Source organism: Bacteroides sedimenti, from assembly GCF_040365225.1.
Classification (GTDB): Bacteria; Bacteroidota; Bacteroidia; order Bacteroidales; family Bacteroidaceae; genus Bacteroides; species Bacteroides sedimenti.
In genome coordinates this window covers 2,795,191-2,820,845 of the sequence record NZ_AP028055.1, presented here as the reverse complement: position 1 = coordinate 2,820,845, position 25,655 = coordinate 2,795,191, and the positions used below count along the sequence as shown (strand labels likewise).

General features: G+C 40.4%; 15 protein-coding genes and 1 tRNA gene. 9 read left to right on the top strand and 7 right to left on the bottom strand.

Annotation, left to right across the window (positions count from 1 at the left end; translation table 11 throughout):
• The first annotated feature begins 18 nt into the window (after positions 1 to 18).
• From ABWU87_RS11300 to topA, 3 genes are all read left to right on the top strand, one after another.
• Positions 19 to 3,027, top strand: coding sequence for a tetratricopeptide repeat protein (locus ABWU87_RS11300; protein WP_353330784.1), 3,009 nt, complete (start codon positions 19 to 21; stop codon positions 3,025 to 3,027).
• 9 nt (positions 3,028 to 3,036) lie between these two features.
• The gene (locus ABWU87_RS11295; protein ID WP_353330782.1) at positions 3,037 to 4,818 is read left to right on the top strand and encodes a TonB-dependent receptor; all 1,782 of its coding nucleotides are present in this window, start codon (positions 3,037 to 3,039) and stop codon (positions 4,816 to 4,818) included.
• A gap of 179 nt (positions 4,819 to 4,997) precedes the next feature.
• Positions 4,998 to 7,343, top strand: a complete 2,346-nt coding sequence (topA, locus tag ABWU87_RS11290; protein WP_353330780.1) for a type I DNA topoisomerase — start codon at positions 4,998 to 5,000, stop codon at positions 7,341 to 7,343.
• A 305-nt stretch (positions 7,344 to 7,648) separates the two neighbouring features.
• Here the strand turns inward: topA and argS are convergent, their stop codons facing one another.
• Both argS and ABWU87_RS11280 read right to left on the bottom strand, forming a co-directional pair.
• Positions 7,649 to 9,442, bottom strand: a complete 1,794-nt coding sequence (gene argS, locus ABWU87_RS11285) for an arginine--tRNA ligase (protein WP_353330778.1) — start codon at positions 9,440 to 9,442, stop codon at positions 7,649 to 7,651.
• Between the two features lie 120 nt (positions 9,443 to 9,562).
• Positions 9,563 to 9,835, bottom strand: coding sequence for an HU family DNA-binding protein (locus tag ABWU87_RS11280; protein WP_353330776.1), 273 nt, complete (start codon positions 9,833 to 9,835; stop codon positions 9,563 to 9,565).
• A gap of 221 nt (positions 9,836 to 10,056) precedes the next feature.
• Here ABWU87_RS11280 and ABWU87_RS11275 point away from each other — a divergent pair, with 221 nt between their 5' ends.
• The 5 genes from ABWU87_RS11275 (at position 10,057) to secDF (ending at position 18,062) form a co-directional block, all read left to right on the top strand.
• Positions 10,057 to 10,737, top strand: coding sequence for a rhomboid family intramembrane serine protease (locus tag ABWU87_RS11275; protein WP_353330774.1), 681 nt, complete (start codon positions 10,057 to 10,059; stop codon positions 10,735 to 10,737).
• Positions 10,718 to 11,623 (top strand): rhomboid family intramembrane serine protease, encoded by a 906-nt coding sequence (locus ABWU87_RS11270; protein ID WP_353330772.1) that lies wholly within the window; start codon positions 10,718 to 10,720, stop codon positions 11,621 to 11,623. Before ABWU87_RS11275 ends, ABWU87_RS11270 begins: the two co-directional genes overlap by 20 nt.
• Before the next feature lie 3 nt (positions 11,624 to 11,626).
• Positions 11,627 to 12,730: an endonuclease/exonuclease/phosphatase family protein gene (locus ABWU87_RS11265; RefSeq protein ID WP_353330770.1), complete on the top strand. Its 1,104-nt coding sequence runs from the start codon at positions 11,627 to 11,629 to the stop codon at positions 12,728 to 12,730.
• A gap of 29 nt (positions 12,731 to 12,759) precedes the next feature.
• On the top strand, positions 12,760 to 14,847 hold the full coding sequence (locus ABWU87_RS11260; RefSeq protein WP_353330768.1) for a M3 family metallopeptidase: 2,088 nt from the start codon (positions 12,760 to 12,762) through the stop codon (positions 14,845 to 14,847).
• Positions 14,848 to 15,035: 188 nt separating this feature from the next.
• Complete coding sequence (gene secDF, locus ABWU87_RS11255; protein ID WP_353330767.1) at positions 15,036 to 18,062, top strand: protein translocase subunit SecDF; 3,027 nt, start codon at positions 15,036 to 15,038, stop codon at positions 18,060 to 18,062.
• 317 nt (positions 18,063 to 18,379) lie between these two features.
• Here secDF and ABWU87_RS11250 read toward each other — a convergent pair whose 3' ends face one another.
• The 5 genes from ABWU87_RS11250 to ABWU87_RS11230 form a co-directional block, all read right to left on the bottom strand.
• Positions 18,380 to 19,894: a 4Fe-4S dicluster domain-containing protein gene (locus ABWU87_RS11250; RefSeq protein ID WP_353330766.1), complete on the bottom strand. Its 1,515-nt coding sequence runs from the start codon at positions 19,892 to 19,894 to the stop codon at positions 18,380 to 18,382.
• Between the two features lie 6 nt (positions 19,895 to 19,900).
• Positions 19,901 to 20,836, bottom strand: coding sequence for a DUF362 domain-containing protein (locus ABWU87_RS11245; protein WP_353330764.1), 936 nt, complete (start codon positions 20,834 to 20,836; stop codon positions 19,901 to 19,903).
• 9 nt (positions 20,837 to 20,845) lie between these two features.
• Positions 20,846 to 21,244 (bottom strand): phosphoribosyltransferase, encoded by a 399-nt coding sequence (locus tag ABWU87_RS11240; protein WP_353330762.1) that lies wholly within the window; start codon positions 21,242 to 21,244, stop codon positions 20,846 to 20,848.
• The gene (locus tag ABWU87_RS11235; protein WP_353330760.1) at positions 21,234 to 21,752 is read right to left on the bottom strand and encodes an ECF transporter S component; all 519 of its coding nucleotides are present in this window, start codon (positions 21,750 to 21,752) and stop codon (positions 21,234 to 21,236) included. Before ABWU87_RS11235 ends, ABWU87_RS11240 begins: the two co-directional genes overlap by 11 nt.
• Positions 21,753 to 22,896: 1,144 nt before the next feature.
• A tRNA-Arg gene (locus ABWU87_RS11230) sits at positions 22,897 to 22,968 on the bottom strand.
• Positions 22,969 to 23,110: 142 nt separating this feature from the next.
• On the opposite strand from ABWU87_RS11230, the gene ABWU87_RS11225 reads away from it, so the two are divergent.
• On the top strand, positions 23,111 to 25,576 hold the full coding sequence (locus tag ABWU87_RS11225) for an outer membrane beta-barrel family protein (protein WP_353330758.1): 2,466 nt from the start codon (positions 23,111 to 23,113) through the stop codon (positions 25,574 to 25,576).
• The last annotated feature ends 79 nt before the right edge of the window (positions 25,577 to 25,655 follow it).

Genomic DNA, 25,655 nt, shown 5'->3' with positions numbered 1-25,655 from the left:
TTTGTAAAAACTATTATTATGAGACTTAGAAGATCCCTGCTTGTATTTCAATTAATTTGTGGTTTCCCAATATTTGTTTCTGCTCAGCAGTCTTCAACGATAACTTCTTATGTACGTACATTTGAAAATGGGAAAATACTTTTTCAACAAAAGAATTATTCATCGGCCCGTCAGATGTTGAAAACATTTGTTCAGCAAAAGGAGGATGCCGATTTAATCCAGGAAGCAGAGTACATGATTGCCTGCACTTCCTATGAGTTAAATGAGAGCAACCGTATCGCTGTATTGAGGGGATATCTGGAGAAATATCCGGAATCGCGTCATGCAAACCGGGTGAACTCACTGATTGCGTCTGCTTACTATTTTGACAAGGAGTACAAAGAAGCAATTTCGCTTTTCGATGGCTGTGATCCAAGTCAGCTAAGTAATGAAGAGTGTCAGGATGTCACTTTCAGAAAAGCGATGTCTTATCTGCAGTTAGGCAATCTGGTGCAGTCGGCCACTTGGTTCCGAACCTTGCAGCATCTTGGTAACAACTATTCCGCCGACTGTATTTACTATCTTTCCTACATAGACTATACCCAGAAAGGATATGAATCTGCACTAACAGGATTTCTTTCCCTGAAAGCTGATCCGGTGTATGGGGAGCTTGCGCCTGTGTTTATAGGTGAGATGTACCTGAAGCAAAAAAAATATGCTGAAGCAGAAAAAGAAGCACTCGACTGCATTGTACGCTATCCGAACGGGAAGCAGAATGCACAGTTGCAGCGTATACTGGGGGAAGCCTGCTTCTATTCCGCACAATACCCCAAGGCTGTGGATGCCTTGAATCAATATGCAGGGGCAACCGAAGAGCCTTCCAGAGAGGCACTCTATCTGTTGGGACTTTCATATTACGAAACCAACGTCTATTCTCAGGCGGCCGAAACTCTGGGGAGAGTTGTGACTGTAAAAGATGCGCTGACCCAGAATGCATATCTTCACCTGGGACTTTCGTACCTGCAGCTGGTTGAAAAGAATAAAGCGCGAATGGCTTTTGAGCAGGCATCATCTGTTGACTATAACATGAAAGTGAAAGAGCTGGCCATGTACAACTATGCGTTATGCATACACGAAACCTCCTATTCTGCCTTTGGCGAATCTGTGAAAGTGTTTGAACGATTCCTGAACGAGTTTCCGTCGTCCGTTTATGCCGAAAAGGTAAGCGATTACTTGGTGGAGGTTTATATGAACAGCAAGAGCTATGCTGCCGCCTTAAAATCAATTGAAAAGATTTCTCGTCCCGGTGCCCGTATTATGGAAGCTAAACAGAATGTGCTCTTCCAATTGGGTACGGAGAGTTTTGCAAATGCAGACTTTGTAAAGGCGATATCCTATTTTGATCGTGCTTTGGAAATTGGACAGTATAATGCACAGACCAAGGCAGATACCTACTACTGGAGAGCGGAAGCTTATTACCGACAGGGGAAATATACACAAGCCGGACAGGGCTTTCAGAGCTATCTGCAGTTAACAGCCCAGAAAGCTACCGAGATGTATGCGCTGGCACATTACAATATGGGGTATGTCAATTTCAAACAGCAGAATTACCGGAATGCTTTAAGCTGGTTCCAGAAATATACCTCTTTGGTAAACGGGGAAAGTGGGAAAACAGTGCTTGCTGATGCATACAACCGTTTGGGCGACTGCTATTTTTATGATAGGGAGTTTACTACAGCGCGTAGAAATTATTCCAAAGCTGTCGCGACCGACCCGTCGGCAGGCGATTACGCTCTTTATCAGGATGCATTCGTGGCCGGATTACAAAAGAATTATTCCGAGAAAATATCTCTGTTGAATCAGTTAATGCAGAAATACCCTTCTTCGCAATACATGGATCATGCTCTTTATGAAAGAGGACGTGCCTGTGTAATGGCAGGGTATAATCAACAGGCCATTGCTTCGTTTGAGGAGTTGCTTCAACGCTTTCCAACCAGTGATATAAGCCGGACCGGAGCAAGCGAGATTGGATTGCTCTATTATCAGCAGGATGATTATGGAAAAGCTATCAAGGCTTACAAGAAAGTGATTGCCGATTATCCGGGAAGTGAAGAGGCGCGTATGGCAATGCGCGACCTAAAGTCAATCTACATTGACCTGAATAAGACGGACGAGTTTATCTCTTTCTCACAGACAACCTCAGGGGCGGGAACTTTTGATATGTCTGAACAGGATTCCATCACCTATCAGGCGGCTGAGAAGGTTTATATGAAGGGAGACAATGAGTCAGCCGGAAAAAGTTTCCTTTCCTACCTGCAGAATTTTCCTGCCGGTGCTTTTAGTGTCAATGCACACTACTATCTTTCTGTGATTTATGCAGGTAAAAAAGATGTTGCTGCAGCATTGGAACATTCTGGGAAGGTGCTTTCGTACTCGGATAATGAGTTCTCGGAAGAGGCCATGATTATTAATTCGGGGCTGTTGATGGATGAGAAAAAATATCAGGAGGCATTGCAGGTATACAAACGCTTGAAGGAGAAAACCTCCTCGGCTGAGAATCGTTCAATGGCGCAGGTTGGAATTTTGCGAAGTTCATTCAACTCCGGAATATACAAGGAAGCGATAGGTGCTGCAACGGAACTGCTGGCTAATAAAAAACTTTCGCCCGAGCTGGTGAATGAAGCAACTTATGATAGGGCAAAGTCTTATCTCGCTCTGCAAGACGAGAAGAATGCGCTTAAGGATTTGCAGACTCTCGCCAAGGATACACGTACCCTATATGGAGCAGAAGCAAAATACCTGGTGGCTCAACTATATTTCAATGCAGGGAATAAGGCATTGGCCGAAAAAGAGGTGCTGAACTACATTGACCAGAGCACGCCACATGTATACTGGTTGGCTCGCGGATTTGTGCTTCTTTCGGATATCTATGCTTCGATGAACAAAAAGCTGGATGCTAAACAATATCTGCTGAGTCTCAAGGAGAACTATACCGAAAAGGATGATATTCAGGAGATGATAAACAACCGGTTGGAAAAACTTAAATAAGAAACAAACATGAAACAACTTAATAATATGCTTCTTGCCGCGGCCCTACTATCCGTATCATTGAATGCTGCTGGTCAGAAGGCAAAGAAAGACACGACACTGAACCGCGTGGTTGTAGTGGAAAAAGAGTACAACCCGGATATAATGGATGCCTCGAAAGTGAATGTTCTGCCTAAGGTTCAAGAACCATTTGTTGGCAAAAGAACAATTGAGTACAACATGTCATTGCTTCCCATTTCTTCTTTGGAGGAGATGATGAACCCTGTAACACGCAATTTGGATCAGGCGAAAGCAAAGTGGGGATTTGCCCAGCTGGGATATGGTAACTATGGAAATCTGGATGCCAGGGCGGCATACCTTTTTGATTTGTCACCGAGGGATCAACTTAATGTTTCAGGCAGTCTGGAAGGAATGAATGCTTCCCTGAAATTACCTGAAATCTTTGAATCAGCTTATCAGAACAGAAACTGGAAATCGCGTTACTACCGTACAAAACTGAATGCGGATTATCAGCATCGGTTTGACAGGGTACTCCTGGATGCGGCGGTAAACTTCGGAACGGATAACTTTAATTATCACGCATTCCTAGAGCCGGAGAATGCGTTAATGCCTAGTTTAACCGACAAGCAGCACCATGCTAAATGGAGTTTGCATGCAGGAATCAAATCTCTTGATAAGAATTTCCCTTTGCAGTTTCAGGCAGAGACCAACTTCCTCTCTTTCAAAAAATCCTATCCTGAAAGTGTGACGGAAAAGATTTGGCGCACCAAAGGCGATGTTTATGGAATGATAGGTGAGCAGCAGCGAGTGGGAATTAAGGCAGAGATGAATAATTTTTTTTATTCAAAGACCGGATATCGCAGTTACACCTCGCTGGAACTGAATCCTTATTATGTGTTCTCGAATGATTCCTGGAAAGTGAGACTTGGTGCGCATGTAGACTATTCATCATTGAATAATAATGTGGATGGTGGTAAATCGAGCCCGGCAATTCAGGTTTCACCGGATATAGAGACGCAATATCTTTTTGCAAAGAGCTATGTGGCTTATCTGAAGCTGGTTGGCGGACAGGAATTGAATGATTTCCGCCGTCTTGAATCTCTGAATCCTTATGCTAATTTCTATCAACAAAATAATTCTTATAATCAGCTGGATGCAATGTTGGGATTCAAGGCAAATGTGGGAGGCGGATTCTGGTTTGATCTCTTTGCCGGATATAATATCATTAACGACGATCTTTGTTTTAGTAACCTCTTCTCAAATATGATAAATCTGGCTAAACCTTATACAGAGACTGAAGACACAAAGCATTTCTATATCGGCTCCAAACTGAAATATACCTATCGAGGTATGGCCGACTTTTCCTTGAAAGGAACCTATTATTCATGGAAAAACAGCGATATGAACTATATGTTGATGAAACCGAAGTTCGATTTACAGTTTAATGCAGATGTAAAGGTGCTTCCTAAGCTGACGATCAATGCCGGATATCGGTACATTGCACGGAGTGAAGTAAATTTGAACTATATTGATGTTGTTGCATCAGATTATATCAATCCAGCACTTTCTGGTTCTGGCCTATCCGATTCTTTCATAAGTCCGGTTGTTCATGGTTCTGCTGTTAAGCTGAGTCCTGTTAGCGACCTAAGTTTAGGGGCAACCTATAACCTCTCTGATGATATATCCATCTTTGCACGCTTCAGTAATATCATGAATAAGGATTACCAATATTACTACTCTTACCCGGTACAGGGAATTAACTTCCTGGCTGGTGCTAGTATCAGATTCTAACTATTTCCCCATCCTATAACATAAAAAGAGTCTTTTTTCGTAAAAAAATGTAGATTCTTTCTATATTATAAGGTGGGGAAATAAGTTTTTCCTACTTTTGCGGGCAAAATCGAATTGGAATCAACCTGTTTTTCAGAAGTTAAAAAGGGTTGGCTCCTTTAATCGCAAACGAGAATATTATGCAGAAAAACCTTGTAATTGTCGAGTCTCCTGCCAAAGCTAAAACCATTGAGAAATTTTTGGGGAAAGATTTTAAAGTTCTTTCCAGCTATGGTCATATCCGGGATCTGAAGAAAAAAGAATTTAGTATCGATGTAAAAAACAACTTCGAACCTAAGTACGAAATCCCCACTGAAAAGAAGAAACTAGTGACTGAACTCAAGGCGGAAGCGAAAGATGCAGAAACAGTATGGCTCGCATCCGATGAGGACCGCGAAGGAGAGGCTATTTCCTGGCACTTGTATGAGGTTCTCGGACTTAAACCAGAAAATACAAAGCGTATTGTTTTTCATGAAATTACAAAAAATGCAATTCTCAAGGCTATTGAACAGCCAAGAGACATAGATATTAATCTGGTGAATGCACAGCAGGCTAGACGCATTCTCGACCGAATTGTAGGTTTTGAATTATCTCCTGTGTTATGGAAGAAGGTGAAACCTGCCTTATCCGCCGGACGTGTGCAATCGGTGACAGTTCGCTTGGTGGTGGAACGTGAGCGTGAAATCCAGGCATTTAAAGTGGATGCGGCCTATCGTATAACGGCTATCTTTATTGTTCCCGATCAGGATGGTAAGCCGATAGAGATGAAAGCAGAACTTTCACGTAGACTGAAGACTATTGAAGAGGCCAGAGTTTTTCTGGAAACCTGCAAAAATGCAGCATTCTCCATTGAAGATATTAGCATGCGACCTCTGAAGAAGAGTCCGGCTGCACCATTTACTACTTCAACCCTTCAACAGGAAGCTGCTCGTAAACTAGGATTTACTGTGGCACAAACCATGTCCGTAGCACAAAAACTTTACGAAGCTGGAAAAATTACCTATATGCGTACCGACTCTGTGAATCTGTCTGATTTGGCAGTAGCGGGAAGCAAAGATGCAATCACAAATATCATGGGCGAAGAGTACGTAAAACTTCGTCATTTCAATACCAAGAGCAAAGGGGCGCAGGAGGCTCACGAAGCGATTCGTCCTACCTATATGGAAAAGCAGAGTGTGGAGGGAACCTCTCAGGAGAAGAAACTCTATGACTTGATCTGGAAACGTACCATTGCTTCGCAGATGGCTGATGCTGAACTCGAAAAAACAACAGCTACCATTGCACTTGACAATGCAGCAGAGAAGTTTGTCGCTGTAGGTGAAGTGGTGAAATTCGACGGTTTCCTTCGCGTTTATAAAGAATCATACGATGATGACGCTGAACAGGAGACTGAAAGCCGTTTACTTCCTCCAATGAAGAAAGGGCAGCAACTTGAACGGAAAGAGGTTGTAGCCACTGAACGATTTACCCAACATCCGGCTCGGTATACGGAAGCAAGCTTGGTTCGTAAACTCGAAGAGTTGGGTATCGGACGTCCGTCTACTTATGCTCCTACTATTTCAACCATTCAACAACGCGAATATGTGGTGAAGGAAGACAGGGAAGGTCAAGAACGTTCTTACCAACAACTGGTATTAAGTAACTCTTCTTTAACTGAAACTACGAAAACAGAAACAGTTGGTGCAGAGAAGGCAAAACTCTTCCCAACAGATACTGGAACAGTTGTGAATGATTTCCTAACAGAGTATTTCCCCGAAATTCTAGACTATAACTTTACTGCATCAGTAGAAAAAGAGTTTGATGAAGTGGCTGAAGGAGAAAAGCAGTGGACAGAAATAATGCATGAATTCTATGAGAAGTTCCATCCATCTGTTGAAAAGACTTTAGCTATAAAAACTGAACATAAGGTGGGTGAACGTATTCTTGGCGAAGAACCAGCAACCGGGAAGCCAGTTTCTGTAAAGATTGGCCGTTTCGGACCTGTGGTTCAGATAGGTTCGGCTGATGATGAGGATAAACCTCGTTTTGCTCAGATGAAAAAGGGACAGTCACTGGAGACCATCACTCTGGAAGAGGCGTTGGAACTTTTCAAACTACCTCGAACACTGGGTGATTTTGAAGATAAAACAGTAGTGATAGGGACTGGACGTTTCGGCCCTTACGTTCGCCATAATGCTAAGTTTATTTCTCTTCCAAAAGATGCTGATCCTATGGAAATTACCTTGGAAGAGGCAATTGAGTTGATTGAAGCGAAAAGATTGGCAGAAGCTCAGAAAATTATCAAGACTTTTGAAGATGAACCGGAATTGCAGATTCTGAACGGACGTTATGGGCCTTACATTGCCTTCAAGGGAACAAACTATAAAATCCCGAAAGATGTAGTTCCACAGGATCTTAATTTGCCTACCTGCCTCGAGATTGTACGTATTCAGGATGAAAAGCCGGCTACTGCGAAGCGCGGACGATATGCATCAAAAAAGAAATAAGATAGAGATTTATTCAAATATACAATATGGTGAGAGGTCTGTCGGGTTATCCGGCAGACCTCTCGTTTTATGTTTTCGGGTAAATAGAGAGGGCGTTCTGATGTGCATAAAGGAATAGGAATGAGAAACCCCTTATTTAAGCCTGTTCTTCTTAAAGAGCAGTTTAAATAAGGGGATATTTAAAGTTTGACAGATTCAAGTGAAAAATATCAGCTTTGAAATGGGTTGTTTAGAAAGCTTTTAAAAACAATGTAATTGATACATTTGCTTAATAAAAGCGATATTCCTCAAAAAACGGGTTGAATTTACATTCTTTCCGGAACCTCAATTCCAAGTAACCCCATGCCCAGCTTAATAACCTTGCTGATGTTAGCAGAGAGCACAAGACGGAATATTTTCAGGTCTTCATTTTCTTCACGCAAAATGCTGAAGTCGTGATAGAATTGGTTGTACTCTTTCACCAAGTCGTACACGTAGTTTGCAATGATTGATGGGCTGTAATCTGTTCCTGCCTGTTTTACGACTCCTGCAAATTCAGAAAGCATCTGGATCAATCCTTCTTCTTTTTCGTTCAGCGTTACATTGGTTGGCAATGTTTCAGGGAGAACGATGCCTGCCTCTTCAGCCTTACGAAGTACAGATTTTATACGTGCGTGAGTATATTGAATAAACGGACCTGTATTACCATTGAAGTCGATGGACTCTTTCGGATTAAAAGTCATATTTTTACGAGCATCTACCTTTAAAATGAAGTATTTCAGAGCTCCCAGACCTACCATACGGGTAATGTTGTTTGCCTCTTCTTCTGTGCAGCCGTCCAGCTTACCCAGTTCATTGGATGTTTCTTTAGCGGTATTTACCATTTCTTCAATCAGGTCATCAGCATCTACCACAGTACCTTCGCGTGATTTCATCTTACCTTCTGGTAGTTCAACCATTCCATACGAGAAGTGTACAAGGTCTTTCCCCCATTCAAATCCAAGCTTGTCGAGCAGGATGGAGAGAACCTGGAAATGGTAGTTTTGTTCGTTACCTACTACGTAGATCATTTTGTTGATTGGATAGTCAGCAAAGCGGAGTTTTGCTGTACCAATATCCTGGGTCATATATACTGATGTACCGTCAGAACGGAGTAGTAGCTTATGGTCAAGTCCTTCTCCTGTAAGGTCAGCCCAGACAGAACCATCCTCCTTCTGATAGAAGAATCCTTTTTCAAGGCCTTCCAGCACCTTGTCTTTCCCTTCCAGGTAAGTAGCAGATTCATAATAAATCTTATCAAAGCTGACTCCCATTTTTTTGTATGTATCATTGAATCCAGCGTATACCCATTCGTTCATCATTTCCCAGAGAGCTCTTACTTCTGGATCGCCGGCTTCCCACTTGATAAGCATTTCGCGGGCTTCGTTCATAAGCGAAGACTTAGTTTCAGCTTCCTCTTTACTAAGACCTTGTGCTTGTAGCTCTGCAAGTTCTGCTTTGTAGTGCTGGTCAAAGGATACATAATAATCTCCAACCAGGTGGTCGCCTTTTTTGCCGGATGTCTCTGGTGTTTCACCATTTCCGTATTTCTTCCATGCCAACATCGACTTACAGATATGAATACCACGGTCGTTTACAATATTGGTCTTTACCACCTTGTTCCCATTGGCCATCATAATGCACGCAAGTGAATGTCCTAGCAGATTATTACGTACATGGCCCAGGTGAAGTGGTTTATTTGTGTTTGGGGATGAATATTCGATCATAACCAATGGAGAATTTTCATTGGCGGGAGTAATTCCATACTGCTTGTCGGCCTGAATAGAGTTTAATAGCTCAATCCAGCAGGAAGAATCTATAGTAAGGTTCAAGAAACCTTTGATAACGTTGAATGCCTCGATGGATGAGTCGTTAGCTTTCAGATATTCACCAATCTCCTGAGCTGTCTCTTCGGGTTTCTTTCTTGATAATTTCAGGAATGGGAATACCACCAGAGTAAGGTGTCCTTCAAACTCTTTTTTTGTTTTTTGCAGTTGCACCTGTCCTGCAGGAACATCTTGTCCATACAGAGCTTTTAGCCCATTGATAACCGATGCTGCTATTTTGTTTTCTATATTCATATCTGTATTTGTTTCTAAATGAGATATTATGAGGGTGCAAAGATAATATTTTCGCATCAGATATAAAAAAAAGGAGATGCAAACTCTTGCATCTCCTTTTTTATTTCCTAATAAACTGGCTTATTTGATAGCGTCAGCCAATTCAGCGCCTGCTTTAAATTTAGCAACTTTCTTAGCTGGAATAGTGATAGGCGATTTAGTAGAAGGATTGATACCTGTTCTTTCACCTCTTTCACTAACAGAGAATGTTCCGAAACCAACTAAAGAAACTTTTTCACCTGACTTAAGAGTATCTGATACACTAGAGATGAAAGCGTCAAGAGCTTTCTTTGAATCTGCCTTACTCAAGCCTGATCCTGCTGCAATAGCATTAATAAGTTCTGCCTTATTCATAATTCGTAAATGATTAATTAATATGTAACTTAAAAGATAAATCGAAAATCCTCACAAATATAGACTAACAAAACAAATAATCAAATTTAAAGCTTAAAAAAATACGACGGAAAACGAAAAAAATCTAATAGAATGGGCGTTTTATGCTTTAAAACAGAAATATTTACTATTTTTGCGTAAATAATGTATCTGTCTCAGACTTAAATATTAATCTGTACCATATGCCTACTGTCACCAAAAACCTGATTATAATAAATGTCTTGTTCTTCTTTGGAGGAATTGTTGCTCTTAAATATGGGTTCGATATATCCGATTATCTCGGCTTACATTTTTTTATGGGCGACAATTTCAATCCGGCTCAGCTTATAACATATTTGTTTTTACATGGTGGCTTCACTCATCTTTTCTTCAATATGTTTGCCGTATGGATGTTTGGGCGTATTCTGGAGCAGATTTGGGGACCGAAACGTTTTCTTTTTTATTATATAGTATGCGGTATTGGTGCCGGACTGATGCAGGAGTTGGTACAATACATTCAGTACATTGTTGACTTCTCGACATCTCCAGTAAAAACTCCTGAGGGATTCATTGTCCCAATGCAAGAATTTCTGAACCAGCTAAATACTGTTGGAGCATCAGGTGCGGTTTATGGTATTTTGCTGGCATTTGGAATGCTCTTTCCCAACGAAAGAATGTTTATTATTCCTTTTCCATTCCCAATCAAAGCGAAATTTTTTGTAGCTGGATATGCCATAGTTGAATTAATGCAGGGTATTGCAAACAATCCAGCCGACAATGTAGCTCATTTTGCTCACCTGGGTGGAATGATATTTGGCTTTATATTGATAATATATTGGAGAAAGAAAAAAAACAGAGGAAGCAATGGAACATATTATTACTGATTTAAGAAACTCATTTAAACGGGGAAATATAGCTATTCAGCTGATTTATATAAATGCGGCTGTGTATATTATCACCTCTCTGTTTTTGATTCTTCTCACACTCTTCAACCGGAGTGGGGGAAGTATTCTTTTATACGGAGAGTTTCCAGCTTCACTGGAAAACTTTCTGCATCAGCCATGGAGCCTTTTTACCTACATGTTTATGCATGCCGATATTTTGCATATTCTTTTTAATATGCTGTGGCTCTTCTGGTTTGGTCAACTCTTTCTCTCCTTTTTCTCTGCTAAGCATCTTCGAGGTCTTTATTTGTTAGGAGGTATTTGTGGTGCTGCACTTTATATGCTCTCATTCAACCTGTTCCCATATTTCAGCAAGGTTGTAGAAGGTTCTTACATGTTGGGGGCATCTGCTTCTGTATTGGCAATCGTAGTGGCCACAGCCTACCGTCAGCCCGAATATCAGGTTCGTCTGCTTCTTTTCGGAGCCATTCGTTTGAAGTACATCGCTTTGATTATGATTCTTTCTGATCTTCTTTTTATTACATCCGACAATGCCGGGGGGCATATTGCTCATTTGGGAGGAGCTCTTGCCGGACTGTGGTTTGCTGCAAGCCTGAAAAAAGGACATGATGTAACGGCTTGGATAAATAGAATCCTTGACCTATTTGTAAACCTGTTTAGTGGTAGTGTATTTAAGTCTGCCCGTAAGCCAAAGATGACAGTGCATTACAATAAGAACAAGCGTAGTGCGGATTATGATTATAATGCACAGAAGAAGGCTCAGAGCGATGAGGTGGATCGTATACTGGATAAACTTAAAAAATCGGGATACGATAGTTTGACCAATGAAGAGAAAAAAAGACTCTTTGATGCAAGTAAAAGATAGCATATGAAACGCCTGAGAAAAGCTTTGGTTTATGTGCTACTGGCAGTAAATCTGTTCTTTATAGGTTTACTTTTATTCTCCGCATATAGTCCTTGGATTATTAATCCAACAGTACATCCTGTGTTATCATGTATTGGACTGGTGTTTCCTGTTTTTCTGTTTATCAATCTCTGTTTTCTTTTTTTCTGGCTGTTTACTTCTACTAAATGGGCCTTGGTGCCGATTTGTGGTTTTGTACTGTGCATTGGACAGATTCTTACCTATATACCTGTTAATACTCGTTCAAAAAAAATCCCTGATAATGCAATAAAAGTACTTTCTTATAATGTAATGGGATTCAATAAGCTAAAAAAGCATACCAAGGATAGTCCAAATCCGATTATCAAATATATCCTGCAGAAAGATCCAGATATTGTCTGCATGCAGGAGTTTCAGTTTTCATCTGATAAACATCTGCTTACAGAGGAAAACATAAACAGGGCTTTAAGCAAGTATCCATATCATTGTAAAAACAACGTAAGTGCTTATGGAACTGGAAACTGGGTAGCCTGCTATTCAAAATTCCCTATCCTGTCGGCCCGTCCTATTGAATATAAAAGCACATATAACGGATCTGCCGTTTACGAAATTCTGGTGAATGGTGATACTGTTTCGGTTGTAAACAACCATTTAGAATCTAATAAACTGACAAAGGAAGATAAAGACGCCTATGTGGATATGATCAAATCTCCCGAAACTCAGAAGGTTAAAAACGGGGTGAGACATTTAGTGAAGAAGCTTGCCGAGGCTTCGGCAATCAGAGCGGTGCAGGCTGATACCATCCGGAAAGTGATTGCAGCTTCCAAGCATACCTCAATTATTGTTTGCGGCGATTTTAATGACACTCCCATATCATATGCTCACCGGGTTATTTCTAAAGGACTGGATGATGCTTTTACTACTTCCGGAAGAGGATTAGGTACCTCTTATAACCAGCATCGTTTCTATTTTCGGATAGATAATATATTAATTAGCAAAAATCTGGTAGCGTATAACTGCACTGTCGACAGAAGTATCAAGGAATCGGATCATTATCCTATCTGGTGCTATGTTGGCATTAAAAAGTAATATTGTTACCCTTAAAATACATTTTAGTTATGGACCTAAAGAGAATAGTGTTTATTTTATCCATTTGCGGTATGACTTACTCCTGTGCTAGCAAGAACGAACTAAACCCGTTTTTATCCGAGTTTAAAACATCTTTTAATGCTCCTCCTTTTGATCAGATCAAGATCGGGCATTATGAACCGGCTTTTATTGAAGGTATCCGTCAGCAAAAAGCGGAAATTGAAGCAATCGCTTCAAGCAAAGAGAAGCCTACATTTGAAAATACCATTGTTGCCCTCGACAACAGTGGAGAGATTTTGCGTCGTGTAGGTGGTGTATTTTTCAACTTGACTGAGGCTGAAACCAACGATTCGCTGACTGCCCTTTCTGTAAAGATGGCGCCAATGCTCTCAGAACATAACGATAATATTTATCTGAATAAAGCTCTTTTTAAAAGAGTTGATACTCTTTATGCGCAGAGAAAAACGTTAAATCTCACACGCGAGCAAGAACGCCTTCTCGAGTTAATCTATAAACGTTTCATCCGTTCCGGGGCTGCTCTTGATGAACAGAAGCAGGCTCGTTTGCGTGAAATCAACAAAGAACTATCAACATTGGAGATTGATTTCAGCAATCATGTGTTGAATGAAACCAATGCCTACAAACTTGTTATTTCTGATAAGAAAGATCTTTCCGGGCTTCCTGCATGGTTGATTCAGAGCGCTGCGGAAGATGCAAAAGCTGCTGGGAAAGAAGGAAAATGGGTGTTCAGCCTTCAAAATTCCAGTCGTTTGCCTTTCCTTCAATATGCTGACAACCGTGAGCTGCGTGAACAGATTTACACTGCTTACATAAACCGGGCGAACAAAGGAGACAAGAATGATAATAAAGAGATTCTCTCCAAGGTGGTAAAACTCCGTCTGGAAAAAGCCAATCTGCTGGGTTTTGATTGTTATGCAAACTTTGTTCTAGACGAAAATATGGCTAAGAATTCCACCACAGTAATGGACTTCCTGAATAAACTGTGGGGTTATTCCATTGCTAATGCCAAAAAAGAAGCGGCCGAATTACAGGCAATCATGAGTCGTGAGAATAAAGGTCAGAAACTGGCTGCTTGGGATTGGTGGTACTATTCCGAAAAGCTGCGCCAGGAAAAATACAATTTGAACGAAGAAGAATTGAAACCTTATTTTAAATTGGAAGATGTACGCGATGGAGCATTTGCTGTTGCTAAAAAACTGTATGGCATTACATTGACCGAACTGAAAAATGTATCGGTTTATCATCCTGATGTGAAAGCCTTTGATGTGAAAGATAGTGATGGTAAGCATCTGGGGCTCTTTTATGTGGATTATTTCCCACGGGCAGGTAAAAGAGGAGGAGCTTGGATGAATAATTACAAGGATCAACATGGAGATGTTCGTCCTGTAATTTGTAATGTGGGCAGCTTTACTAAGCCATCGGGAGATGTACCTTCCCTGTTAACTCTTGATGAGGTGGAGACTCTTTTCCATGAGTTTGGACATGCTCTTCATGGACTTTTGACAAAGTGTAATTATGTAGGAGTTTCCGGTACTAACGTAACCCGTGATTTTGTTGAGCTGCCCTCACAAATTATGGAGCATTGGGCAACAGAACCAACGGTACTTAAAATGTATGCTAAGAATTACAAGACGGGAGAGATTATTCCTGATTCTCTGATTGAGAAGATAACAAAACAGAAACATTTTAACCAAGGGTTCATGACCACAGAACTTCTTGCCGCAGCTATTCTTGATATGGAACTTCATAATTTGAAAGATGCAAACAACTTTGATATTTTGGCTTTTGAGAAAAAGGCAATGGATAAGATAGGTCTAATCCCAGAGATTGCTCCCCGATACAGATGCACCTATTTCAATCACATTATCGGAGGATATGCAGCTGGCTACTATAGCTATCTGTGGGCTAATGTACTCGATGCCGATGCCTTCGAAGCATTTAAAGAGCATGGAATTTTTGATCAGGCAACGGCAAAAGATTTCCGTTCCAATGTGCTGGAGAAAGGTGCAAGTGAAGAACCAATGGTGCTTTACAAGCGCTTCCGTGGTGCAGAACCTAAGCTTGAACCAATGCTAAAGAACAGAGGACTTCAATAAAATATTCAAAATGTAATGTATTGTTTATTATTGAAAAACTGTTATAGAGCATAATTTATCAGAGCAAATTTGGAACCAAACTCAAATATTTGCTATACTTTTTATATTAAAGTGAAAAAAAAGCTATATTTGCGCCTTATATACGGTATAAATTAATTAAAAGTTAGTAATATAAATCTAAAAGTAAAATGCAAAACAAAGGACTTGTAAAAGTTTTTGCGGTATTACTCACACTCGTATGTGTGTTCTATCTTTCTTTTTCTTTTGTTACCCGCCACTACGTTAAGCAAGCGGAAGAGTATGCAAAAGGAAACTCAAAGTTAGAGGAGGCATACCTTGACTCATTGTCAAGCGAAAAGGTGTGGTTGGGTAATTATACGCTCAAACAGTGTCGTGAAATGGAGATTAGTTTAGGTCTTGACCTAAAGGGAGGTATGAATGTTATTCTTGAAGTATCTGTTGGTGATGTAATCAAGGCGCTTGCCGATCACAAAACGGATGAAGCGTTCAACAAGGCGCTGGCTTCTGCTCAAAAACTCTCTGAAAAAAGTCAATCTGACTACATCACCCTTTTCATTAAAGAGTATAAAAAACTGGCTCCAGGTGCCAGATTATCAGAGTTATTCGCAACCCAGCAACTTAAAGATAAAGTTACTCAAAGATCTTCCGATGGAGAAGTTGAGAAGGTGCTGAGAGAAGAAGTGAAAGCTGCAATCGATAACTCATATAATGTTCTCCGTACACGTATCGACCGTTTCGGTGTTGTTCAGCCAAATATCCAGAGCTTACAGGATAAAATGGGCCGCATCATGGTTGAGCTTCCGGGTATAAAAGAACCAGAGCGTGTAAGAAAACTGCTTCAGGGTTCTGCTAACCTTGAATTCTGGGAAACTTACGATTCAAAAGAGATTGTTCCTTACTTCACATCTATTGACAGCAAACTTCGTATGCTGGCTGAAGGTAAGGAAATTGCAGTAACTGATACCGCAAAAACCGATTCTCTTGCAAAAGATTCATCTGTTATGGCTGCTTCTAATGTGAATGCAAAAGATAGCTTACTTGCAGCACTGAAAGGCAAAACTGCGAAGAAGGATGAAAAAGGAACTGCAGCAACTGCACAAGCAAAAGGTGAACATCCTTTATTATCAATCTTCCAGCCAAATACCAGCGGCTATGGATGTATAGTAGGTTATGCAAATAATAAGGATACTGCTACTATCAACCGTTACTTAGCCATGAAGCAGGTTCAGGATGAACTTCCAAAGGATCTGAGACTTAAATGGGGTGTTAAGGCTGCTGAGGCAGACAAGAAAGGTCATACTTTCGAACTTTATGCAATCAAATCTACTGAACGCAATGGACGTGCTCCGCTTGAAGGTGATGTGGTTACCAATGCAAAAGATAGCTATGACCAATATGGCAAACCTGCTGTAAGCATGTCAATGAATCAGGAAGGTGCCAGAAGATGGGCTTTGATGACTAAACAAAATATTGGCAAGGCTATTGCTATTGTACTTGACGGTTATGTATATTCTGCACCAAACGTTAATAGCGAAATCACAGGCGGTAATTCCGAAATCTCAGGTCACTTCACTCCAGAAGAGGCAAAAGACTTAGCAAACGTATTGAAGTCAGGTAAAATGCCTGCTCCGGCTCACATTGTTCAGGAAGATATCATCGGTCCTTCATTGGGACAAGAATCCATCAACGCCGGTATTTTCTCATTCGTTGTGGCTATCGTGCTGCTGATGGCGTTTATGTGCTTCATGTACGGATTCATTCCGGGTATGATTGCTAATGGCGCATTGGTATTTAACATGTTCTTTATCCTGGGTATCCTTGCCTCCTTCCAGGCGGCACTGACTCTTTCAGGTATTGCCGGTATGGTGTTGACACTTGGTATCGCGGTGGATGCTAACGTATTGATTTACGAACGTACTAAAGAAGAGCTCAGAGCTGGTAAGAGCGTTAGAAACTCGCTGTTTGACGGTTATAAGAATGCATTCTCTGCAATCTTCGACTCCAACTTGACTTCTATCATCACTGGTGTTATTCTGTTCTACTTCGGAACCGGACCTATCAAAGGTTTCGCAACCACTTTGATTATCGGTTTGGTTGCATCGTTCTTTACTTCTGTGTTTATGACACGTGTGGTTTACGAACACTTCATGAGCAGGGATAAACTGTTGAACCTGCCATTCTCATCCAATCTGTCAAAGAAGATCTTCCTGCATACTCACTTTAACTTTATGGGTACAAACAAGAAAGTGGCTATCGTATTGGGAGCTATTCTGATTGTCTGCTTCGGCTCTTTGGCAGTTCGCGGATTAAGTCCAAGTATTGAGTTCACCGGTGGACGTAACTATGTACTTCAGTTCGAAAAACAGGTTGCTCCTGAACAGGTAAGAGAACTATTAGCTAAGAAATTCGGCGAAACTTCACTTAATGTTATTGCAATTGGAACTGACGGAAAGAAAGTTCGTGTGAGCACCAACTACCGTATTAATGAAAGCGGAAGCAATGTTGACAATGATATTGAAACAATGCTTTATGACGCAACAAAAGATAAACTGTTGACTCCTGGTACAACTCTTGAAACATTCAAGAACCCCGATATCCGTACCGGAGGTAGCATCATCAGTTCTACCAAGGTTGGTCCTAGTGTAGCTAAAGACATTACAATCGGTGCAATCTTTGCCGTTGTTCTTTCACTGATTGCTATCGGACTCTATATTTTGGTACGATTCAGGGATATCTCATTCTCCGTAGGATCTATTGTTGGTCTGACTGTCGATGTGGTTATCATCTCTGGTATCTATTCGCTCTTGTGGGGAATATTACCATTCTCTATGGAAATAGACCAGACCTTTATTGCAGCGATCCTAACCGTGATTGGTTACTCAATCAACGATAAGGTAGTAATCTTCGACCGTGTTCGTGAGTTCTTCCATCTATATCCGAAACACGATCGTACAGAGCTGTTTAACGACTCATTGAATACTACATTGGCACGTACAGTAAACACATCTTTGTGTACATTGCTTGTGCTCTTGTGTATCTTCATTCTGGGTGCAGAATCTATCCGTAGCTTCTCATTCGCAATGATTCTGGGTGTCATTATCGGTACTCTTACTTCGCTTTTCGTTTCTGCTCCGGTTGCATATATGATGCAACAAAAAGAAGCTAAAAGACATGCAAAAGCTTTGAATAATTAATATTCAATCAACTTCAATAATAAAAGGCTGCTCTGTAATAATGGGGCAGCCTTTTTTATTTCATTCTTATGTTGTATTCTATATGCAGGAATAGTCTGTTGGAATCAGGACTGAGGAAAGCTTTAACTGATTATCTTATATTTCCTGTTCAGAAGCAAGAGTTGTTTTTTACATTGCAACGATTTGTTTTCTCTGTGAAGTGAGATATGCCGCCCATCGACGTCAATGAAATGTATCAATGGTTGCGGTTTATCCCTAAATTCTGTAAACATTATCTTTGTGCATAAGCCAAATTTGCGTTGATTCTTTTTGTACTCTTAAAATCCGAAATCCTCAACTTTAATATCTTTTTCCTTTTCTTCCTTGATGGGTTTTGCTTCTAGCTGAACTGCATTACCTTCAACATTGATTGCCTTGAATGGCTCGGCTGGACAAACATATTCGCATCCGCCACATCCTACGCAGATATCCGGATCAACGGTAGGAATAGTGAGCCCGTCTTTGTAAGGTTTCATGGTTACGGCCTGTGTAGGGCAATGTTCGGAACATGCACCACAGTCGGTATCATAGCTGTACACAATGCAGTTCTCAAGTGTAAATACTACACGGCCCGTTTGAGTAAGATGTTTCTCTTCCTTGGTGAGAGGCAATATTGCTCCGTTGGGACAAGTCTGTGAGCAAACAGTGCAATCGTAGTTACAGAATCCCTCTTCAAAGCTCATCATCGGTTGCATTATTCCTCCAAGACCATATTCTGTGAAAGCCGGCTTTAAGACATGAGATGGACATCGGCTTACGCATAGATGGCAAGCGGTGCAATGGCTGAGTAGATGCTCTGCGCTGACCGATCCCGGTGGAGAGAGTGGCTGTTTCCTTTTAAATGCCTTTTTTCCGTTTAATAGAGCTGCTGTGTTTTTTGCTTTGGCTAAGGGAATAGTGATTAATCCGGCACCAGTGACAGCCATAAACGATCTTCTGCCGCTGTTTGGTCCTTTTTCATTTGCTGCTGTTTTTAATGACCAGTCGTAGCTGATAGCATCCTTTTTACAAGATTCAAGGCAGTTGAAACAAGTGACACAACGGCTATAGTCAACCTGATGGTCTTTGCTGTTTATGCATGATGCTTTGCATTTGGTGGCACATACTCCGCAACTGTTACATTTATTTTTGTCGATACGTACCTTAAAAAGAGAATATTTTGAAAGGAACCCCAATAAGCTTCCCACCGGACAGATAGTGTTGCAGTAGAGGCGTCCGTACCTATATCCCATGAAAGAGATAATCAGCAGACTTATCCCGGCAATGATAAAGGAAAAGATGCTTCGGATGGTTATTTCCACCATATAGAGTTTGTAGTTATTGAACCAACCGAGTATAGTTGTCAGCAGGTTATTCCCCTCTTGATAAAGCGGACGAAAAATGTTCGAAGCGATGCGTCCGAAAATGCTGTATGGCTCCAGAAGGCTTAACAAGAAAGTAAATCCTAAGAAGAAAGCCAGGGTTACCGCTCCAAGGATACCATATCTCAGCAAGTTTCTGGTTGGAAGAAATTTATATTTTCTTTTCCGTTTAAATAATCCGGATATAAATTCTGCTACATCCTGCCAAATACCCAGCGGACAGATTACCGAGCAGTACACACGACCAAAAAGGAAGGTGAGAAGCAGCAGAATGATTATTGCCCCGATGTTTAGAGCCAATAAGGCCGGAACCAGCTGAATTTTCGTAAGTAGTTTTGTCTCGACTGGTGCGATTCCGGCAAAATCAATGAAATAAAATGAAAGTAGCGATAGCATGATGAGTGCAATCGCTATTCGGATTTTTCGTAACATTATTAATTATAGTTTTATTCGTTTAATTTTCATCTTGTCCAGGTTCATATTTCCTACCTTTAGCTTGGAAGCATTTGCAATATGCGCAACATCTTCCAGCCGCATGTCGGTAATCTGGCTAAAGAATTTCACGGCTGCCGTGTCTACAGCCACCATATCCTGTGAAACAAAGAGACCTTTTGCCAGCACTACATCGGATGCTGACTTTCCTCTTGGTCCGTTACTCTTCATCACCCGGTATGCATCAACTACATTCAACACAGGACGTTTGGAGAGTGTACTGATGTCGGCAATACATTGTTGTAGGTTATTGGCATGAAAGTACCCTCTGTTCCATACAATCCCCATCAGATTTTTCATAGAGATGGTCATCTTGGCTCCACCATGGTTTTTCAAGATAGGAATATTAATCCATACATCGCTATCCAGTATGGCTTCATGTACCTTGGCTGTTTTTAGATTTAGGGCATTGGGCAAGGAGATGGTGCGGTAGTAAGATTCTTCGTGAGCCGGCAATACTTTTGCTCCTGCTTCTTTTGCCGCCTCTTCGATACCACTGTTCTTGTAACATTTCCGCCAGTCGTCGCAGGTGTGATCAAACACAACCACTTCTTTTGCTCCTGCATCAAAGCATTGTTTTATGACCTCCTTTACCAGTTTAGGGTTAGTGTTTCCTGCCATTTCGGGTGTTTTATCCCATCCGATGTTGGGTTTTATGGCCACTTTATATCCCTTTTTTACGAATTTACTCATTCCTCCCATTGCTTTTATTGCGCTGCGAAACATCACTTCGGGCTCGCCGCCCATGACGGCTACCATGTCATAGGCATTACCGGCAGCGTTCTCACCGGTTTGTATCAGCATATCAAAGGCCTTTCCAGGTTCAACGGTCGTTGCCAGGCCGGTTAGCGCAAGTGCGCGTAAGAAATCTCGTCTTTTCATTTTATTTATTTATAAAATCCAGGGAAATCTAAAGCAACTCTCATTATAGAGAGAATAATCAGCATTGCCGTTCACGGCGAATGTTTTAACAACAGCTGCATTTGAAAGTAACTCACGAGCATAGTTAATTGTGGTTCCTGTCTTTATCCGGTCTTCCACCAGTAGAATCCTTTTTCCTTCAAAATCAAATCCAATAGGTTCCAATAGCCTTGGTTCGTCATATAGTTGTTTTTGGGTCTGATCTCTCAGGTTAAGCTTTAAAAGATGGATTTCCAGATTAAGTCTCTGGTTTAGCAATGCCGCAGGAATAATACCACCATTGGCTACAGCTACAATCATATCAAACGGTTCATCAAACTCTATTTGTTTTATTCGAGCGGTAACCTCTTCAAAACTCTTAGAATTCATACTCTGCCAGTTTTTTCAGAATGAACCAACCACCAATAATTTGGATAATCATTCCTGGGAATCCAATTCTCAGATCCTGCAGTGCCATAGGTAAGCTATTTGTAAGAATGTACTCAGCCAGTCCGCCTGTGAGTTGATAGGCAAGTACCGTTAATCCCAAATGAAACAAAGATACCTTTTTGGAATAGTGGGCTATTCCGGCAGCAAAAATGGCAAGTAACACTGATTTTATCATAATGACCGGAAGAACTGCTTGGGGTGGCATACCAAACAGTAAACTGTTGCACAGTGGAGACAACAGAGCTGTGAGCAGTCCGATGCGAATGCCGAATTTATAAGATGAAATTAGTGTAAAAAAATATATTGGGAGCAATATTCTCCCGCCATCAGGGATCAGATGACATAATTGTGGCAAAATTAGATTGCCGGCAATAAACAACGCACTTAACAGATAAGTGCAAAAATTAGATAATCCCAGGTTGATTGGGTGAAAGGCAGTACTTCTCATTATTATTCGATTATATATTATTATTTTGAATATATACTAATGCAAAAGCAAAGGAGTGACCGGCACTCATTTCAGAATTTATGTTGCTGAACAACAAGGTCAAAGGTTTAGTCACAAATATAGCTAAAAGTCTCTTTTCAACCAAATAATATACTCTGTAAAAAGGCTACCGGGAATTACTAAAACAAAAATTTAATCATTATTTAGTTAATTTTAGGAACAAGCTTTCCTATAAAATTTTGTTGGCGGACGAAAGTAAATACACGAATATTCTGGAGAGAATAATTGTGCGGGCAACTATGCCATATTTTTGTATATATAGAGGGAGAGATTAAATTCCCCGCGGCTCATTATCAGCCAACTAACACTAAAAATAAAATAGTAAGACAGAAGATGTTGTGAGGTTTTTCTTTCGATGTTCGAAGAAGATAGTTAAAAAGTGTTATATGATTGTGTACTAAGGTTATACCTTGTGGGGATTTTAGCCTGATTTCTGTTCGAAATAAATATATTATACAGAATGTAGTCCGATTATAGTGAAATAATAAAGTGAATAAATTATATATGTGCTCAAATAATCCAATAACCTTATCATTAGCTAGTAAAAACTTATTTGTTGACTGTAAAATATAATGTATTCAAATGAATAAATACAACATGAAATTCGAGGCAAATTCATTAATAAATTGATTCTCTACTCTTGTATGCCTGGAAAATTTAACAGTGGTCTGAGTTGTTGAATAAGAGATGATTTTACCAAAGACGGTCAATGCAATCATATAAAACATGAAGTCGGCTTAGAGATGAGATGGATATTGCCAATCAATTCTGAAAATAATGTGGCGTTTGTAATTGCAATGTCTAAACTATAGTCAAGAATAACACCAATCAACTACCTTTATATCCCTGAACAAAAAGGTCGATTCCAGCAAAGGCCAGCATTTAATTCTTTGCAAAAATAAAACATAAGTTAAGACTGGGTAAAACATGCCGAAAGAATTTAAAAACAAGGCGTAAGATTTTCGGCGGGTTCAATTGGTTCCGCTCGTAGGCGTCATTTAATTTGCGGCAGAGTCAAGAGTGATTTTTAAACCTTTGTGAGATCCTTGATTTATGAAATAGAAATCTATTGGGCAGTTTAGAGTAGCCCCGCCGAGAATCGAACTCGGATCTAAAGTTTAGGAAACTTTTGTTCTATCCATTGAACTACAGGGCCAGAAAAGTATGCGCAAAGGTAGATTAATTTGTTGACTTAACAAAAGATTTTTTAAGCATTTAAAAGCCAGATTGATTAAACCATCCTTTCAATCGCAAGTCTAATAAGCAGTTATTTGACGAGTAATTTAAGGATTTATACGATGAAAAGATTGTTATTGAGCACTTTAATGCTAGTGATTGCTTTATTAGCTAATGCAGCCTCCGATGAGATCGGAGGGGTAAGAGGAAGGGTAATTGATTCGAAAACGAAAGAAGCCCTGCAGTATGTAAATGTCAGTGTAAAAACAAAACCTAATAATTCACTAATTAAGGGTGTAGTGACAGACCAGAACGGAGATTTTATCTTGGGAGGTCTTAAAGATGGGAAATATCTGGTGAGTGTGTCTTATATCGGATATAAAGTCTTTGAAAAGGAAATTAACATTTCCTCAGCAAAAAAAACAGTAAATCTAAATGTGATTGTCTTGAACGAAGATAGTCATGTGCTAAAAGGAGTGGAAGTTGTAGGACAACAGGCGCAAATGAAATTTGAGATTGACAAAAAGGTCTTTAATGTGGATCAGAATATAGCTTCAACCGGTGGATCTGCAAGTGATGTGCTGAGCAACATTCCTTCTGTTGAAGTGAATACTGACGGAGATGTCTCCTTACGCGGAAATTCAAGTGTAACAGTATGGATTAACGGTAAAGCATCTGGTATCACAGCCGACAATAGAGCTCAGATTCTACAACAAATGCCCGCAGAAAATATTCAGAGCATCGAGGTAATTACAAATCCTTCGGCAAAATATAGCCCTGAAGGAACTGCTGGTATTATTAATATTGTATTGAAACAAGATCGTAAAGCGGGGTATTTTGGTAGTGCTCAGGCTGGAGCTGACACCAAGGGAGGATACAATGGTAGCTTTAACATCAACTATAGCAGCAGTAAATTGGATGCTTATGCCAGTGTTGGCTATCGCAACCATCAAAGAAAAGGGGGTGGTTATAGCAACAGAACCAACACACAAGGAACCTTGGAAACAAATGATGATACTTTTCTGAACCAGACTTCCAGCCAGGATGGAGGACACTCTGGTATGTTCCTGAGAGGTGGAGCAACATATCACCTTACACCGACAAATCACTTTACTGTGGGAGGATTCGGAATGTTCGGAACTATGAAGAATAGCAGTGAAATCAATTATTTAAGCAATGTTCCCAATTCATACTCAAAAAGTTTCCGCTGGTCTGATAGCGACAACTCTATGAACGGAGGCAATCTTGAGCTAGGGTACAAGCACGATTTCAGCAAGAATAGCTATTTGGACTTCACGGCATCATACAATAAATGGCAGATGGACAATACCGGCATCTATAATCAGACTTCCTATTATTCCGACCGGAAAGCTTCTTCTTTTCAAAAGCAGCTGAACAATGTAGATAGTCATAACTGGGAGTTTCAGCTTGATTATATGAATAAGATCAATGAGAATGCTAAAATAGAGGCGGGTTACAAAGGAACCCTCGGAAGATCTGAAAGCCCGGTTGAGACATACTCCGGATTAACTGCCGAGACAGCCAACTTTGACAATGCTCTATACAACCGTTTTATTTATAATCAAGACATCCATGCTTTGTATGCCACTTATTCGGGCAAGGTTGATAAGAAGCTGGGTTACCAGTTAGGACTCCGGGGAGAATATTCAAAGATAAACACTAAATCTTTGGACTACACACAAAATAGCACTCCTTACAAGAAAGATTATTTAAGCCTGTTTCCTAGTGCATTTATTTCATATGTACTACCCGGAAATAACGAAGTGCAACTGAACTATACACGCCGTATTTCTCGTCCACGAGGAATGATACTCAACTCTTTTAAGAATATCACCGACTCTGCTAATATTTCATTTGGTAATCCGGAATTGAAACCAGAATACTCAAATGCATTCGAACTGAATTACATCAAAAACTGGGATGCCCATACACTCTCTTTCTCCGGATACTATCGTACCACCGATGATGTAATTCAAAGCATCAGATATCTGGATGGAAACGTGATGAAGAGTACTTATGATAACATAGCTAAAACACAATCGGCAGGAGTAGAGCTTGTTGGTAAAGACAGACTATTTAAAATAGTAGATCTTACCACTACCGTTAATCTCTTCTATTATAAACTTGATGGTTTCAGTTATCAGCCCCAAGATGGATTACTGCCAGTTGTCGGGAAGCCGGAAGAGGACTTTTCCTGGAATGCGAGGATGATTGCCAATGTAATTCTTCCCTATTCTATTTCATTTCAGGCTACCGGAAGCTACAATGCCAGACAGGTGGTGGCTCAGGGAACACAAAAGTCAAACTATGTTTTGGATGCAGGTTTGCGTAAATCGTTCATGAATAAAAAACTAAGCCTGAGCATCAGCGCACGCGATATTCTTAATTCACGCTCTCAACATACTATTAGCTATGGAACCGGTTTCATTCAAGATTCAAAAAACTGGCGTTCGGGTAGACAATTCGGATTTACACTTACGTACAATTTTGGGAACATGAAGGCTAAATATAGCAAGCCAAACAAAAGAAATGATGACAATATGTCGTCTCCAATGGAAGAAGAGTAACATTATTCTAACTCAATAATAGTATAAAAGAAGTATAATTAAATAGTTTCAATACTAAAACTTAGATAGTTACGAAAAG

Coding starts and splice junctions, on each gene's coding strand:
- ABWU87_RS11300 (WP_353330784.1), top strand. CDS start 19: ATGAGACTTAGAAGATCCCTGCTTGTATTTCAATTAATTTGTGGTTTC.
- ABWU87_RS11295 (WP_353330782.1), top strand. CDS start 3,037: ATGAAACAACTTAATAATATGCTTCTTGCCGCGGCCCTACTATCCGTA.
- topA (WP_353330780.1), top strand. CDS start 4,998: ATGCAGAAAAACCTTGTAATTGTCGAGTCTCCTGCCAAAGCTAAAACC.
- argS (WP_353330778.1), bottom strand. CDS start 9,442: ATGAATATAGAAAACAAAATAGCAGCATCGGTTATCAATGGGCTAAAA.
- ABWU87_RS11280 (WP_353330776.1), bottom strand. CDS start 9,835: ATGAATAAGGCAGAACTTATTAATGCTATTGCAGCAGGATCAGGCTTG.
- ABWU87_RS11275 (WP_353330774.1), top strand. CDS start 10,057: ATGCCTACTGTCACCAAAAACCTGATTATAATAAATGTCTTGTTCTTC.
- ABWU87_RS11270 (WP_353330772.1), top strand. CDS start 10,718: ATGGAACATATTATTACTGATTTAAGAAACTCATTTAAACGGGGAAAT.
- ABWU87_RS11265 (WP_353330770.1), top strand. CDS start 11,627: ATGAAACGCCTGAGAAAAGCTTTGGTTTATGTGCTACTGGCAGTAAAT.
- ABWU87_RS11260 (WP_353330768.1), top strand. CDS start 12,760: ATGGACCTAAAGAGAATAGTGTTTATTTTATCCATTTGCGGTATGACT.
- secDF (WP_353330767.1), top strand. CDS start 15,036: ATGCAAAACAAAGGACTTGTAAAAGTTTTTGCGGTATTACTCACACTC.
- ABWU87_RS11250 (WP_353330766.1), bottom strand. CDS start 19,894: ATGTTACGAAAAATCCGAATAGCGATTGCACTCATCATGCTATCGCTA.
- ABWU87_RS11245 (WP_353330764.1), bottom strand. CDS start 20,836: ATGAAAAGACGAGATTTCTTACGCGCACTTGCGCTAACCGGCCTGGCA.
- ABWU87_RS11240 (WP_353330762.1), bottom strand. CDS start 21,244: ATGAATTCTAAGAGTTTTGAAGAGGTTACCGCTCGAATAAAACAAATA.
- ABWU87_RS11235 (WP_353330760.1), bottom strand. CDS start 21,752: ATGAGAAGTACTGCCTTTCACCCAATCAACCTGGGATTATCTAATTTT.
- ABWU87_RS11225 (WP_353330758.1), top strand. CDS start 23,111: ATGAAAAGATTGTTATTGAGCACTTTAATGCTAGTGATTGCTTTATTA.